At 59.4% G+C, this 15,000-nt stretch carries 10 protein-coding genes and 2 pseudogenes; 8 read left to right on the plus strand and 4 right to left on the minus strand.

Annotation, left to right across the window (positions count from 1 at the left end; translation table 11 throughout):
* Complete coding sequence (gene curR / locus JFT91_RS13895; protein WP_201202756.1) at window positions 1-585, minus strand: TetR family transcriptional repressor CurR; 585 nt, start codon at window positions 583-585, stop codon at window positions 1-3.
* Window positions 586-795: 210 nt separating this feature from the next.
* Between curR and JFT91_RS13900 the strand changes: the two genes are divergently transcribed.
* The 7 genes and pseudogenes from JFT91_RS13900 to JFT91_RS13930 all read left to right on the plus strand — a co-directional run bounded on the left by JFT91_RS13900 (window position 796) and on the right by JFT91_RS13930 (window position 9,738).
* A complete protein-coding gene (locus tag JFT91_RS13900; protein WP_201232733.1) occupies window positions 796-1,473 on the plus strand; it encodes a type 1 glutamine amidotransferase domain-containing protein in 678 nt (225 codons plus the stop codon).
* A 118-nt stretch (window positions 1,474-1,591) separates the two neighbouring features.
* Window positions 1,592-2,716 (plus strand): alkene reductase, encoded by a 1,125-nt coding sequence (locus JFT91_RS13905; RefSeq protein ID WP_201232734.1) that lies wholly within the window; start codon window positions 1,592-1,594, stop codon window positions 2,714-2,716.
* A 103-nt stretch (window positions 2,717-2,819) separates the two neighbouring features.
* Entirely contained in the window at window positions 2,820-4,358 is a 1,539-nt protein-coding gene (locus JFT91_RS13910; RefSeq protein WP_201232735.1) for a cryptochrome/photolyase family protein, read from the plus strand.
* A gap of 152 nt (window positions 4,359-4,510) precedes the next feature.
* A pseudogene (locus JFT91_RS13915) lies at window positions 4,511-7,419 on the plus strand (PAS domain-containing hybrid sensor histidine kinase/response regulator).
* Window positions 7,420-7,426: 7 nt separating this feature from the next.
* Window positions 7,427-8,668 carry an MFS transporter gene (locus JFT91_RS13920; RefSeq protein WP_201232736.1) on the plus strand — a complete coding sequence of 414 codons (1,242 nt, stop codon included), beginning with the start codon at window positions 7,427-7,429 and terminating at the stop codon, window positions 8,666-8,668.
* A 72-nt stretch (window positions 8,669-8,740) separates the two neighbouring features.
* On the plus strand, window positions 8,741-9,004 hold the full coding sequence (locus tag JFT91_RS13925; RefSeq protein ID WP_201232737.1) for a hypothetical protein: 264 nt from the start codon (window positions 8,741-8,743) through the stop codon (window positions 9,002-9,004).
* A pseudogene (locus JFT91_RS13930) lies at window positions 9,001-9,738 on the plus strand (Fic family protein). The gene JFT91_RS13925 and the pseudogene JFT91_RS13930 overlap by 4 nt, the downstream one beginning before the upstream one ends.
* Before the next feature lie 103 nt (window positions 9,739-9,841).
* On the opposite strand, the gene ycaC reads toward JFT91_RS13930, so the two are convergent.
* Window positions 9,842-10,474 carry an isochorismate family cysteine hydrolase YcaC gene (gene ycaC / locus JFT91_RS13935; RefSeq protein ID WP_201226867.1) on the minus strand — a complete coding sequence of 211 codons (633 nt, stop codon included), beginning with the start codon at window positions 10,472-10,474 and terminating at the stop codon, window positions 9,842-9,844.
* Window positions 10,475-10,854: 380 nt separating this feature from the next.
* On the opposite strand from ycaC, the gene JFT91_RS13940 reads away from it, so the two are divergent.
* Window positions 10,855-11,604: a helix-turn-helix transcriptional regulator gene (locus tag JFT91_RS13940; protein WP_201202748.1), complete on the plus strand. Its 750-nt coding sequence runs from the start codon at window positions 10,855-10,857 to the stop codon at window positions 11,602-11,604.
* Window positions 11,605-11,824: 220 nt separating this feature from the next.
* On the opposite strand, the gene JFT91_RS13945 is transcribed toward JFT91_RS13940, so the two are convergent.
* The gene (locus JFT91_RS13945; RefSeq protein WP_201202747.1) at window positions 11,825-13,783 is read right to left on the minus strand and encodes a MacB family efflux pump subunit; all 1,959 of its coding nucleotides are present in this window, start codon (window positions 13,781-13,783) and stop codon (window positions 11,825-11,827) included.
* Window positions 13,784-13,785: 2 nt separating this feature from the next.
* Window positions 13,786-14,934, minus strand: a complete 1,149-nt coding sequence (gene macA, locus JFT91_RS13950; protein ID WP_201202742.1) for a macrolide transporter subunit MacA — start codon at window positions 14,932-14,934, stop codon at window positions 13,786-13,788.
* Window positions 14,935-15,000 lie beyond the last annotated feature (66 nt).

Raw genomic sequence — 15,000 nt, forward strand, 5'->3', positions numbered from 1 at the left:
TCAGGCGCGCAGCAGTCGCCTGGTCATGGCCATCGACGTATTCAAGGATTGCCCCGTACGCTGCAACTTGTTCAGCAAACTGGCGCCCAACCACAGTTGGTACAAGGTTTCCGCCAGTTGCCGGGCATCGCCCTCGGGCAGGCTCTTTTCAGCCTGGCCCTGCTCGATGCATTCGGTGATGCGCGCCACCACTTGTTCGGCGCCATCACGCAAGGTGAGGCGCATCGACTCGGACAAGTCGGCGACTTCGGCACTGAGTTTCACCACCAGACATTCGTCGCCGTGACCTTCCAGGGTGCAGCGATCCTGCCAGCCCTGCCAGTAATCCATCAGCCGTTCATACGCCGTCAGCCCAGGCAACGTCAGGCGTTGCTGCATGTCCGCCAGATAGCCAACGAAGTAATCCGCAAGCAAGGCCTGGCCGTACAGCTCTTTGGATTTGAAGTAGTGATAGAACGAGCCCTTGGGCACGCCGGCGGTTTGCAGGATTTCGTTGAGGCCGACACTGGTGAACCCCTTCTCGGCCATCATCCGGTGGCCGGTGTCGAGCAAATGTTGGCGAGTATCGTCGTAGGTCGGTTTCATGGGGTGCTGATTACCAAACAATAGACCAGTCGTATATTTCACAGGATGGGAAGTTTGCCACACCTGCCGACGAAAAATCTTCCGATAAAAAAATACTAGACGACTGGTCTAATTGGAAACTATGCTGCGCCCCGACATGCAATCTTCCGGTGTCGCCGCTGCGCAAATCCGTTGCGCAGTGACGCCACTCGATCAACCCCAGGGTGCTCTATGAAAATCTTGATGGTTCTGACTTCCCACGATCAACTCGGCAACACCGGCAAGAAAACCGGCTTCTGGCTGGAAGAGTTCGCCGCCCCCTACTTCGCATTCAAGGATGCCGGCGCCGACGTCACGCTGGTTTCGCCAGCCGGTGGGCAGCCACCACTCGACCCGAAAAGCGATGAGCCCGACGCACAGACGGCTGAAACCGATCGCTTCCGCAATGACCCGGCCGCCCAACAGGCACTGGCCAACACCGGACGCCTGGCCGACGTCAGCGCTGATGATTTCGATGCGGTGTTTTACCCAGGTGGCCACGGCCCGCTGTGGGATCTGGCCGAAGACAAACACTCGATCGCCTTGATCGAAGCCTTCGACCGCAGCAACAAGCCACACGGTTTTGTCTGCCACGCACCGGGCGTATTGCGTCATGTGGTCGGGGCTGATGGCAAACCGTTGATTCAGCATCGCGAAGTCACCGGTTTCACCAATTCCGAAGAAGCGGCGGTCGGCCTGACGGATGTCGTGCCATTCCTGATCGAAGACGAGTTCCAGCGTCTCGGTGGCCGTTACTCGAAAGTCGCCGACTGGCAAGTGCATGTGGTCGCCGATGGGCAACTGGTCACCGGCCAGAACCCTGCCAGTTCCGCCGCCGTTGCCGAAAAACTGCTGAAAATGCTCGGCTGATTATTGGCGCAAGTTTCCGCGAATGACCTTTCACCCGAACGCCGTGTGCGCGTCGCACGGCGTTTTTTTCGCCCGAAAAATAGTCGACTGGTCTAATAAACCACAGACAAGGTACCCCATGAATAACAGCGCTTTCTTCACGCCCGCCACGCTGGGCCTGCACACCCTGAAAAACCGTATCGTCCTGCCGCCCCTGACCCGTCAGCGCAGCACACAGCCGGGCAACATCGCCAATGAATTGATGGCCGAGTATTACCAGCAGCGTGCCGGCGCCGGTTTGCTCGTCACCGAAGGCACGCAAATCGAACCGCGCGGCCAGGGTTACGCCTGGACGCCGGGCATTCATACCCCCGAGCAAATTGCCGGGTGGCGCAAAGTCACCGAGGCTGTGCACGCCGTCGACGGGGTGATTTTCGCCCAGCTCTGGCACGTCGGCCGCGTCTCCCACACCGCGTTGCAACCTGGCGGCGCAGCGCCGGTATCGGCCTCGGCCGTGGCCACCGACCGAGTCAGCGTGTTCATCGAAACCGCGCCGGGTGCCGGTGAATTGGTCGCGCCCTCCGCGCCTCGCGCACTGAGCACCGATGAAGTGCAGGACTTGATTCAGCTGTACATCCAGGCCGCACGCAACGCCATGGACGCCGGGTTCGACGGCATCGAACTGCATTGCGCCAATGGTTATCTGGTCAACCAGTTCATCTCCGCCCACAGCAATCTGCGCACCGATCAATACGGCGGTTCGCTGCACAATCGCCTGCGCTTTTTGCGTGAAGTGGTGGCCGGTGTCGCCGAATGCATCGGCAAAGAAAAAGTCGGCGTGCGTTTCGCGCCGTTGTTCACCACCACCGACGAAGCGCGGACGTATCTGGGCATGGTCGAGGAAGATCCGCACAGCACTTACATCGAAGCCATCAAAGTGCTGGAAGACGTCGGCATTGCTTACCTGTCCATCGCCGAAGCCGATTGGGACAACGCGCCAGCGATGCCACAAACCTTTCGTCAGGCCGTACGCGACACGTTCAGCGGCGCGATCATTTACGCCGGCCGCTACAACGCCGAATCGGGCGCGCAGTTGCTCGACTCAGGCCTGGCCGACTTTGTCGCGTTCGGCCGCCCGTTCATGGCCAACCCGGACCTGCCGGCGCGCATTGCCAATGACTGGCCATTGAATCCGCTGAACCCGGCGACGGTGTACGGCGGCAATGCCGAAGGCTATGTCGATTACCCGGCGTATCCCGGCTGATCAAAAAACCTATACAAAATCCTATTTCCGTACAACTATCTGAACAAAGACCCCTCGACCGCTGGCTAACTCTATTGCCTCTCATCAGGCTGAATCCGTTCGCATGAAAGCAACCCACCGGCTGTACCTGATCCTCGGCGATCAACTGTCGTTTGACCTCGCCTCGTTGCAGGGGCTCGATCGCGCAAGTGATGCGGTCTTGATGGTCGAGGTCATGGAGGAAGCGAGCCATGTGCCTCACCACCCGCAGAAGATCGTCCTGATCTTCAGCGCCATGCGCCATTTCGCCAAGGCGCTGCAGGCCCGAGGCGTACGCGTCGAGTACGTCACTCTGGAAGACCCGAATAACAGTGGATCGGTGCCGGCTGAATTGCGGCGCTGGCAGGCCCTCCTGCAACCGGCCGAACTGCACGTCACTGAGTGCGGCGACTGGCGCCTGGAGCAGTCTCTCAAGGAGTGCGGTGTAGCCATTGATTGGCACGCCGATACGCGTTTTCTGTGCAGTCGCGCCGAATTCAGCGCGTGGGCGGCCGGCAAAAAACAGCTGCGCATGGAGTTCTTCTACCGTGAGATGCGCCGCAAGAGCCGATTACTGATCAATGGCGACGGTACACCGGTCGGCGGTGCCTGGAACTTTGACGCGGAAAACCGCAAAGCCCTGCCCAAGGGCGTGAAAGCCCCCTACCCGGTCGGCTTTACCGCAGACGCCATTACCCGCGAAGTACTCGCGCTGGTCAAACAGCGCTTCAGTCACCACTACGGTGTCGTTGACGATTTCAACTATCCGGTTACCCACGCCGACGCTCAATCGTTATGGAATTACTTTCTGGATTACGGCCTGGCCGGATTCGGCGATTACCAGGACGCCATGGCCAACGATGAGCCGTTTCTGTTTCATGCACGCATCAGTGCTGCGCTGAATATCGGTCTGCTCGATCTGCGGCAGCTGTGCAGTGACGTCGAGTCGGCTTACTGGTCAGGCAGCATTGCGCTCAACGCCGCCGAGGGATTCATTCGGCAACTGATCGGCTGGCGCGAATACGTACGCGGTGTTTACTGGCTGAAGATGCCTGATTACGCCCAAGGCAATTCATTCGCCAACAGCAGGCCTTTGCCAGCGTTCTACTGGACTGGCGAAACGCAAATGAACTGCATGCGCCAGGCGATCAGTCAAAGCCTGAAACACGCCTACGCCCATCACATCCAGCGGCTCATGGTCACGGGTAACTTTGCCCTGCTTGCCGGCATCGCCCCGAGCCAGATCTGCGAGTGGTACCTGGCGATCTACATGGACGCTTTCGACTGGGTGGAACTGCCCAACACCCTCGGCATGGTCATGCACGCTGACGGTGGTTACCTCGGCTCCAAGCCTTATTGCGCCAGCGGCCAATACATCAATCGCATGTCTGATTACTGTCGCGGCTGCGCCTACAAGGTCAGCGAAAGCACCGCCGACAACGCCTGCCCGTTCAATGCGCTGTACTGGCATTTTCTGCTGCGCCATGGCGATTTGCTGCGTGGCAATCAGCGTATGGCCATGATGTACAAAAACCTCGACCGCATGCCTCAAGCCAAGCAGCAGGCGCTTTGGCAGCGAGGACAGAAGTTGCTCGACATCCTCGATAACGGTCAGTCGTTTTGAAGCTGCAACTTAAGCATGAGGCGCCGTGTCAATGGGTGATCCAGAGTGTTCGTTTGCAGTACGTTGAATGAGCTCAGAGCACAACAATCAATAAGGCATGAGTGGTGGAATCCCTGAAACATCTTACTCGTGAGGCGCTTGAATCAGAGGTCCTGCGTCTGCGCCAGGCACTCGAAAGCGGCGCAGTGGCTTCGCCAGCCGCCGCTCAATTCGACATGGCCACGCAACTTGCTGCCAGCCGGATCGCGCTCGCCAGCAGCGAGGCACGTCAGCGGGCAATCTTCGAATGCGCGGTGGATTTCGCCATGGTCGTCACCGATCCACTGGGCATCATCACCGAATGGAACTCCGGTGCCGCCAATGTCATGGGCTGGACCGCCGAGGAAATGCTCGGCCAGAGCGCCGAGCGCTTTTTCACTCCGGCGGATCGTGCCGCCGGCCGTGTCGGACTGGAAATGCAGCGCGCGTTGCTCGAAGGACGTGCCTCGGATGAGCGCTGGCATCTGCACAAGGACGGCCAACTGTTCTGGGCATCGGGTGAGCTGATGCCGCTGTACGCGGACAATCAGGCGCATCTGGGCTTTGTGAAAATCCTCCGTGATCGCACCGACGAACATCTGGCCGGACGCGCACTCTTCGAGACTCAAGAGCGCTATCGTCTGGCGGTCAAGGCGACCCGCGATGCGGTCTGGGACTGGGATCTGCAAACCGGACAGATCGTCTGGAACGAAGCATTGCAGCAAGCCTATGGATTCCCGCCCGCCGCCATCAATTCGAGCAGTGATTGGCGCTTTGCCCAGATGCACCCGCAGGATCGCGACAGCGTCCAGGCCTCGATCCGTTCGGCGATTGCCGGCAGCGAATCGACCTGGAGCGCCGAATATCGCTTCCGCTGCGAAGACGGGTCGTACGCCGAGGTGCTCGATCGCGGCCACTTGATCCGCAACGCCGACGGCAAAGCCGAACGCATGATCGGCGCGATGCTCGACCTGACCCGCTCGCGCAGTGCCGAAACCGCGTTGCGCCTGAGCGAAGAGCGCTTCAGCACCATTCTGGAAACCATCGAGGCAGCGTTCGCCATCGTCAAAGTCAAATTCGACGCCGACGACCGCCCCGTGGATTACTGCTTTGTCGAAGCCAACCCGGCATTCGAACGGCACGCAGGGGTCAACCTGCGGGGTAAATGGGTCACCGAGTTCGCGCCCAATCTGGAGAGTTTCTGGTTCGAAACTTACGGCCACGTCGCCAAGACCGGCGAACCGGCGAATTTCGAAAGTTACGCCAACACCTTTGAGCGCTGGTTCGACGTGCGCGCCGTTCGCGTGGGTGCCCCCGAGGATCGACAGATCGCGATCTTTTTCAGCGACGTCACCGCACGCCGCGACGCTGAGGAGCGACTGCGAATCAGCGAAGCCGTCGCCCGGGAAAACGTCGAGCGCGTACAACTCGCCCTCGCCGCTGGCGCCATTATCGGCACCTGGCACTGGGATCTGCCGAACGATCGCTTCGCCGTGGACGAAGGCTTTGCCCGCGTATTCAACCTTGACCCGGCGCTGGGTCGCGACGGCCTGAGCCTGGAACAAGTGGCGATGACCGTGCACCCCGACGACCGCGACGGACTCACCGGCGCGATCACTGCAGCGATTGCCCGCGGCGGCGCTTATTCCCATCAGTACCGGGTGCGCGGCGCCGATGAAAAATACAACTGGATCGAAGCCAACGGCCGCGTCGAATGCGCAGACGACGGCACCCCCTGCGGTTCCCCGGCGTGCTGATCGATGTCGAGGAGCGGCGCAACGTCGAAGCCGAACGTGACCGCGCCAACGCGGCGTTACGCGCGCTCAACGACACCCTCGAACAACGCGTGTCGGCGCGTACGGCCGATCTCATGCAGGCCGAAGAGAAACTGCGGCAATCACAGAAAATGGAAGCAGTCGGGCAGTTGACCGGTGGTCTGGCCCATGACTTCAACAACCTGCTGGCCGGCATATCGGCAGCGCTGGAGCTGATGGAAAAACGCATCGCTCAGGGCCGCCTGAAAGACGTCGACAAGTACATGGTCACCGCTCAAGGCGCGACCCGTCGTGCAGCCGCCCTGACCCATCGTCTCCTGGCGTTCTCCCGCCGCCAGACGCTCGACCCGCGTCCGACCGACGTCAACACGCTGATTGTCGGGATGACCGAGTTGATCCAGCGCACCGTCGGCCCGAGCATTCGCTTGAAGACGCTGGCGGCCCCCGATCTGTGGCCGGCACTGGTGGACGCCAGTCAACTGGAAAACACCCTTCTGAATCTGTGCATCAACGCCCGCGACGCCATGCCCGATGGTGGGCGCATCACGGTGGAAACCTCCAACCGATCGATTGCGGTGCAGTCTGCGCAAACCCTCGATCTGCCCGAAGGTGAGTACCTGTGCCTGTGCGTCACGGACACCGGAACCGGCATGGCGCCCGACATCATCGCCAAAGCCTTCGACCCGTTTTTCACCACCAAACCACTTGGCCAGGGCACCGGTCTGGGGCTGTCGATGATCTACGGGTTCACCAAGCAATCCGGCGGACAGGTGCGCGCGCAGTCGCAAGTCGGCCAAGGCACCACGATGTGTATCTACCTGCCACGCTACTACGGTGAGGCGCTGCAAAATCACGATGCCACGCACAGCACGACAACACCGCTTGCGAAACCAGGCGAGACGATTCTGATTGTCGACGACGAACCCACGCTGCGCATGTTGCTCAACGATGTGCTTGGCGAACTGGGTTATAACCTGCTGGAAGCCGGCGACAGCGTCGAAGGCTTGCAAGTCTTGCGCTCGAATGCGCAAATCGACTTGCTCATCACCGATGTCGGATTACCGGGCGGCATGAACGGACGACAACTGGCCGATGCGGGCCGGGCCATCCGGCCAAAACTGAAGACTTTGTTCATTACCGGCTACGCAGAAAATGCTGTCATTGGCAGCAGTCAACTCGGGCCGGGCATGCAAGTGCTGACCAAGCCTTTTGCGGTCGACACCCTGGTTTCACGGGTCAGCAATCTGATGTCCACCAACATCGAGTGAGGCTGCTGTGAGCAATCATCTGGATCGCCGCAATAACCTTTCGCTGGACAGCCTCAATTTTTTCCTCGCCGATGTGCGCGACGGCCTCGGGCCCTATCTGGCGATCTATCTGCTGGCCGTGCATCACTGGGACCCGGCCAGTATCGGCGTGGTCATGACAATAGCCGGCATCGCCGCGCTGATTACCCAGACACCGGCCGGCGCACTGGTCGACAGCAGCCGCGCCAAACGCGCACTGATCGCCATCGCGGCACTGATCGTCACCGGCAGCTGCCTGCTGCTGCCCTTCGTGACGTCTTTCAGTCTGGTGGCGTTGACGCAAGCCTTGAGCGCAGCGGCTGCCTCGATATTTGCCCCGGCCATTTGCGCGATCACCCTGGGCATCACCGGGCCTCGCGCGTTCACCCGCCGCACTGGGCGCAACGAAACGTTCAACCACGCCGGCAACGCCTGTGCGGCATTGTTGGCAGGCTTGTTTGCCTACCTGCTCGGCCCGGTAGCGGTGTTCTATCTCATGGCGGCGATGGCGCTCGCCAGTGTCATCGCCGTGTCTTTTGTCTCGCCAACAGCCATCGACCATGATCTGGCGCGGGGCCTGAACCCCGGCAGTGCCGGGCATGGCACACAACCCTCTGGTTTGTCGGTACTCCTCAAGAACAAACCGCTGCTGATGTTTGCCGTGTGCTGCGCGTTGTTCCACTTGGCGAACGCGGCGATGCTGCCGCTGGTGAGCCAGAAACTGGCGCAAGCCAATTTGCAGATGGCCACGCCACTGACCTCCGCCTGCATCGTGGCGGCGCAGTTGGTCATGGTGCCCGTCGCGTTGCTGTGCGGGGCCAAGGCCGATGTTTGGGGGCGCAAGCCGTTGCTGCTAGCAGGATTCCTGATTTTGCCGTTGCGTGGCGTGCTCTATGTGTGGTCCGACGACCCTTATTGGCTGGTCGCGGTGCAGTTGCTCGACGGTGTGGGCGCGGGGATTTTCGGCGCGCTGTTTCCAGTGGTGGTGAAAGACCTCACGTTGGGCACCGGGCATTTCAACGTCAGCCTGGGCGCACTCTCGACTGCGTTCGGTCTGGGCGCTGCATTGAGTAACGGCCTTGCGGGATTCGTGGTGCAGGCCGCTGGCTACAGTGCCGCGTTCCTGACTCTGGCGGTGGTCGCCGCCGCTGCGTTGATTCTGCTTTGGGTGGCCGTTCCCGAGACGTTGCGTGGGTCGCCGACTCCTGGTCTCGCCTCCAGATATGGTTAGTCGAGAACTCCCTCGTGTGCCTACAGAAACGACGCCGTGCTATGCTCCGAAACAGAACACGAGGGATTCCAAATGCCTGGATCAACCACTGACAACGTTGCGAATGAAGTTCGCCTGCTCGCCCGGAAACACAAGATTACCGCCGACCGTGACAGCCTGAGTTGCATGGCGGTCACGATCACGCGCCTGGCGGGTGATGTCGTGGAACTGGACGGAATTGAGCAATTACTCGTGAACCTCAAAAGAAAGGGCATTCTTAGCAAAACAGAGATCATGGCCCTGCAAGGACGTTACCTGCAGGAAAAGAGACGTTGCAAAAAGCAACTCAGCGCATGACCTTTGACCCCTTCGGCAATTTCGAGACTGAAGGTTATCTTCACAACACACTCAAACTCCAGGACCCCGTCGAAGTAAAAGAGGCGGAGCACCTCTCTTTCGAAGCCAGTATCGACGACGCCCTTGCCTATCTCGCCAAGAAAAAGCCCATCGACTATACGGCGGTCCTCAAAACACATGAAATCCTGTTCTCCGGCTTTTATCCCTGGGCGGGGAAAGACAGGTACGAACTAGTCCCCCATCTGGCGGTTTTCAAAGGATCGAAGGATGATCCTCATCACACAATATTCGAGCGTCCCGACCTGATCAGAAGGTCCGTCGAATATGCCTTTGAACTCGCAGCAAACAAGAAACGTTTTCGTGCCCGGCCTGGCGAGGTAATGGGTCAGCTGGCTTCTGCTCATCCTTTTCTGGATGGAAATGGTCGCACCATTCTGCTCGTTTACATGGAACTGTGATTTCGGAGCAGATTCGCCATCAATTGGTCGAAGACGAACAAGGATGACTATTTACGGGCGCTCAGTGACGAAATTCGAGATCCTTTTCAGTGCCATCTTGATGGTTATCTGGCACCGTTTATCAGCGAAATCTCCAGTCGTGAAGAATGGCCGCAAATGATTGGCGGTATCAAAGGGCTGGATGGCATGGATAAGGAAGGCATCACGTACGAGAGTCTGGATGATCCTGAGGTGCAGCGGCTTTATAAATCGTATCGGACAATACCTCTGGAATGATGATCTTCTCCGAGTATTGACTCAGCTTTAGATTTGGCTTGAAACGTCAGAAAAAGTAAAAGCCTGCTTTTCAGGGCAGGCTTGGCGATGCAGCAATGCGTGATTACTTCTGCTGAGCGGTCAGCGCCGCGTAGCCATTCATCAGGTTGCGATAGTTAGGGATCCGCTGCGACAGCAGATTGCCCAGGCCTTCAATGTCGTTGCGCCAGTCACGGTGCAACTCACACGCCACCGAAAACCAGTTCATCAGTTGCGCGCCAGCCTGGGTCATGCGACTCCACGCCGCCTGCTGCACGGTGGTATTGAAGGTGCCGGAAGCATCGGTCACGACAAACACCTCAAACCCTTCCGCCAGCGCCGACAACGTCGGGAACGCCACACACACATCCGTCACTACGCCGGCAATGATGATCTGCTTACGGCCGGTAGCCTTGATCGCCTTGACAAAGTCTTCGTTGTCCCAGGCGTTGATCTGGCCTGGACGAGCAATGTACGGCGCATCCGGGAACATCTCTTTCAGCTCCGGCACCAGCGGGCCGTTCGGGCCTTGTTCGAAACTGGTGGTGAGGATGGTCGGCAAATTGAAGAATTTGGCGAGATCAGCCAGGGCCAGAACGTTGTTCTTGAACTCGTTCGGCGAGAAGTCCTGCACCAGCGAAATCAGCCCGGTCTGGTGATCGACCAGCAGCACGATGGCGTCGTCTTTGTTCAGGCGGTTGTAGGTTGGAGTGGTCATGGTGTGCGTCCCTTTTCGATGTTGGAAGTTGTTGTTGCGTTCAAGTTGGGTACAGATTACTGACGCATCGAACGGGGATAAATCGGTTGAAAGGCGTTTCACTGTCAACCCAAAAGGGACAATCGATAATACTGTTCACGGACTTCAGCGTGATCCCGACCTTCCGGCGCTCCTTGTCATACCGTTGCAAGGCTTCACGTATGCAATGAAAACCAGAGAGATCAGGTGAAGCGGTTATTAACTAATAACCCCTTCATTAAGCCGTCGCTCGTACGTTGTACTAGGATAGGATCCAATTCCTGCAGCAATTTCTCGTTCAAGGAGATCGTCGACGAAGCTGCAAGGACGTTTGTAACCACGCCAATTCATGGATGACGTAGATGAACTCACACCTGTTTCCGTATATCGGCAAGGTCATCGCCAGCACCGGCAGCCGGCATTTTCCGCGCATGCTGCATGACCTGATCCTCACCCAACTGGCCGTCGATGCCACCCATATTCGGCAGATGCGTGTCGAGCCGGTGGGCCGTGCCACCCGCCGCAATGAACCCGAACCGTTGAAAGAAGCCGCGTTGCTCGCCGAAACGGTGTTTTCCGAGCGCAACGCAGCGACCGCCCATGACCTGCCGAACCCTGATTCGTCGACAGTCACCGATGCCTCGCAACTGCATCTGACCCGGCGCAAGGACGGCTACCGCTATGTGATTTCGGTGTATCGCAACGATCAGTCGCAACGTTTTTCCGCGCAGGAGCGCAGCCGCCTGCAAGATATTTCGCCGCTGCTGCTGCCGATGGTAGAAAAACACATCTGTGCCCTGCAACCGGCCGATCCCGACTGCGAACGCCCGGCCGAGGCCACCGAAGGCTCGGGCATCGAGACCCTGCGCCTGCGCTTCAATGAGCGTTTGCAACAATTGGGGTTGAGCCTGTCGAACCGTGAAAGCGAGGTGTGCATCGGCCTGCTCGCCGGGCGCACGGCCCCGGAGCTGGCCGAACAGTTGCAGCTCAAGGTCAACACCGTGGAGAGCTACCTCAAGCGCGCCGCGATCAAACTCGGCATCAGCGGGCGACATTCATTGATGCGCTGGATGTATTCGCCATTGGAGACGTCTGCGTCGAGTGCGGCTTGATACACAGGGATTAGCGAGAGCTTCGGTTTTTTCGGTGTATCAGTGAGATTCTCCCCCTCACCCTGGCCCTCTCCCCCATAGTGGCGAGGGGGAAAGGGAGCCTGTCTTTGTGCTTTTCAAAATCCGAGTTCGACCCGGTATCCCACATCGGTGCAACTCGAAAGATCAGCACGCTCAGTCCCCTCGCCCTCCGGGAGAGGGTCAGGGTGAGGGGTAGCTCTTAATCCCGTGCCAACGCTTCAATCGGGTCAAGTCGCGAGGCGTTGCGCGCCGGGACGAAGCCGAAGACGATGCCGATCAGCGTCGAGCAGATCACCGCCGTGAGCACCGAGGTCAGCGAGAAGACCATCTCCCATTCCTTGATAAACAGCGAAAACAGATGCCCGATGGCATACGAGAGCGAAATCCCGATCGCCCCGCCCAACAGACACACCATTACCGCCTCCACCAGAAACTGCTGACGAATGTCCGACTGCCGCGCGCCCACCGCCATGCGAATGCCGATTTCGCGGGTCCGTTCAGTCACTGACACCAGCATGATATTCATCACGCCGATACCGCCGACCACCAACGAAATCACCGCGATCAGTGACAGCAGCAACGCCAGTGAGCGGCTGGTTTTCTGTACCGTCTGCAAGACACTGTCGAGGTTGTTGGTGAAGAAGTCCTTGCTGCCGTGGCGTTGCAGCAACAGTTGCGTGACGTGTTCCTCCACCACCTTGCTCGGCTGGCCGTCCTTCATGCGCACGCTGATGCTGTCCAGATAACGCTGACCCAACACCCGCCCGGCCGCCGTTTCGTAGGGCACCCAGACGTTAAGGGTCTTGCCCGAGGCAAACAGGCCTTTATCCTGCGCCGCCACGCCGATCACCGTGCATGGCAGATTGCCGATCAGGATCACCTGACCCAATGGATCAACATCCTGTCCGAACAGGCGCTGGCGGGTGTTGTGATCGATCACCACCACCTGCGCCTGACGCCGCGCATCGCTTTCGCTGAACGGGATGCCCGCCGCCATCTTGATCCCGCGCACCTTGAAATACTGATCGCTGACACCGTTGACCTGCGCATCCAGATCGATATTGCGATAGCGCAGCAACAGGCTGCGGCCGATCATCGGCGTGGCGCTGTCGACGTAGTACAGCTGATTCAGCGCCGTGACATCGGCAGGCGTCAACGTTTCGATGGACGCTGCACGCTTGTCACCGTAACTGCTGCCGGGATAGACATCGATGGTATTGCTGCCGATGGCCGCGATGTCCTTGAGCACGTAGTTCTTGGCGCCCTCGCCGACGGCGGAGATCGACACCACCGAGGTGATGCCGATGACAATCCCGAGCATGGTCAGCAAGGTGCGCATGCGATGGGAAATCAAAGCGACCCAGGCCATGCTGAAGGCCTCCTTGAACAGTCCGAGACTGGCGACCAGACGTCGTGAGGCCGTCGCTTTCGGCGCCACCGGCTCGTCACTGAGCAAGTGCGTGGTGTCACGTTCGTTGGCGCGGTCGCTGAGGATTTCGCCGTCACTGACTTCGATGATGCGCTCGGCGTTGGCCGCGACTTTCGGGTCATGGGTGACCAGAATCACCGTGTGCCCGGCGGCGTGCAGCTCCAGCAGGATGCGCATCACTTCTTTGCCGCTGGCAGTGTCCAGCGCGCCGGTCGGCTCGTCGGCGAGGATCACTTCGCCGCCATTCATCAAGGCCCGGGCGATACTCACGCGCTGCTGCTGACCACCGGACAACTGGCTCGGACGATGCGTCAGGTGCCCCTCCAGCCCCAGCCGTGCCAACAACTCCTTGGCCCGGGCATGGCGCTGAAGCTGAGGCGTGCCGGCGTAAATCGCCGGCATCTCGACGTTGTGCATCGCGCTCAAGTGCGGCAGCAAGTGGTAGCGCTGGAAGATGAAACCGAAATAATCGCGGCGCAATTCGGCCAGCGCCTGATTGTCCAGATCGCGGGTTTCCCGGCCATTGATCTTGTAGCTGCCGGCGGTCGCGTAATCGAGGCACCCGAGGATGTTCATCAGCGTCGATTTACCCGAGCCGGAGGCGCCGATGATCGCCACCATTTCCCCGGCATTGATCGTCAGGTTGATGTTCTTCAAGGCCAGAAACTCGCGATCGCCGGCGGTAAAACTGCGGGTGATACCGGTGAGCTGTAACAGTGGCTCAGTCATGCTCAGGCCCCCGCCACATTGGTCAGCGGATCACCGATGACCACGCGATCGCCTTCAGCCAGACCGCCATTGATCTGCACTTTGACGTTGTTGTTGATCCCGGTCTGCACATTGCGCGACTGCGCGTGGCCCTTTCCGTCCAGTACACGCACCGGAAAACTGCCGTCGGCGTTACGTGGCCCGAGCGCCGCCACCGGCACGGTCAGCACCGACTTGGCGGTGTCGAGGACGATACGCACCTGCGCGGTCATCGAAATACGCAGGCGATGGTCGGGATTCGGCACCTCGAACAGCGCGTTGTAAAACACCGCAGCGCTCTGTTTCGGCGTGCCGGTGGGTGCCGTTTCGAGAAAATTCTGCGGTGCCGGTTCCGTGCCGCGCAGCTTGGCGTAATAGCGTTTGTCTTCGCCAAGAATGGTGAAATACACCTCCTGCCCCGGCGCAATGTGAATCACATCGGCTTCCGAGACTTGCGCCTTGACTGTCATGGTGTCCAGATCTGCCAGCTTCAGCAGGATCGGCGCCAGTTGGTTGGCGATCACCGTCTGCCCTTCCTGCGTGACCACCCCGACCACGTCGCCATCGATCGGCGCGACAATCCGTGTGTACGCCAGATTGACCTTGGCCGTGTCGATCTGGATGTGCGCGCTCTTGATCTGCGCATCCAGCGACATCAGGTTGGCCTGCTGCACCCGGTAGTTCGACTCGGCGGTTTCAAAATCCTGGCGCGAGATCGACGCATCCTCCTGCAGGTTCTGATAACGCTGGTAAATCGCCTTGGTCTGCGTGAGCTGGGCTTGCGTGGCGCGTTTCTGCGCTTGCAGGTTTTCCTCATCGACTTGAGCCTGACGCAAGGTGTTTTGCAGTACCAGCGGATCGATCTCCGCCAGCCACTGACCTTTTTTCACCTTGTCGCCGACCTTGACCTTCAGCGATTTCAGTTGGCCGGAGACCTGCGCACCGACATCAACCTGTTTGATCCCTTCGAGCACGCCGGTGGCCAGCACCGCGTTCTCGATGTCATCGCGTTCGACCGTGGCGGTCAGGTACTGCGGCGCCTCTGCCGGTGCCTGCACCGTGTAAAACACCAACCCCGCCACCACTGCCAACGCCAATCCCATACCGACTTTGCGCCACTTCGACTTTTCCATAAATAACCACAAGTCCGTTCAGGATTGAGCCCGGCGCGACGCCGGGCTCTGGTAGATAAACAACGA

It is taken from the genome of Pseudomonas sp. TH08 (assembly GCF_016651275.1).
In the GTDB taxonomy this organism is placed as follows: Bacteria; Pseudomonadota; Gammaproteobacteria; order Pseudomonadales; family Pseudomonadaceae; genus Aquipseudomonas.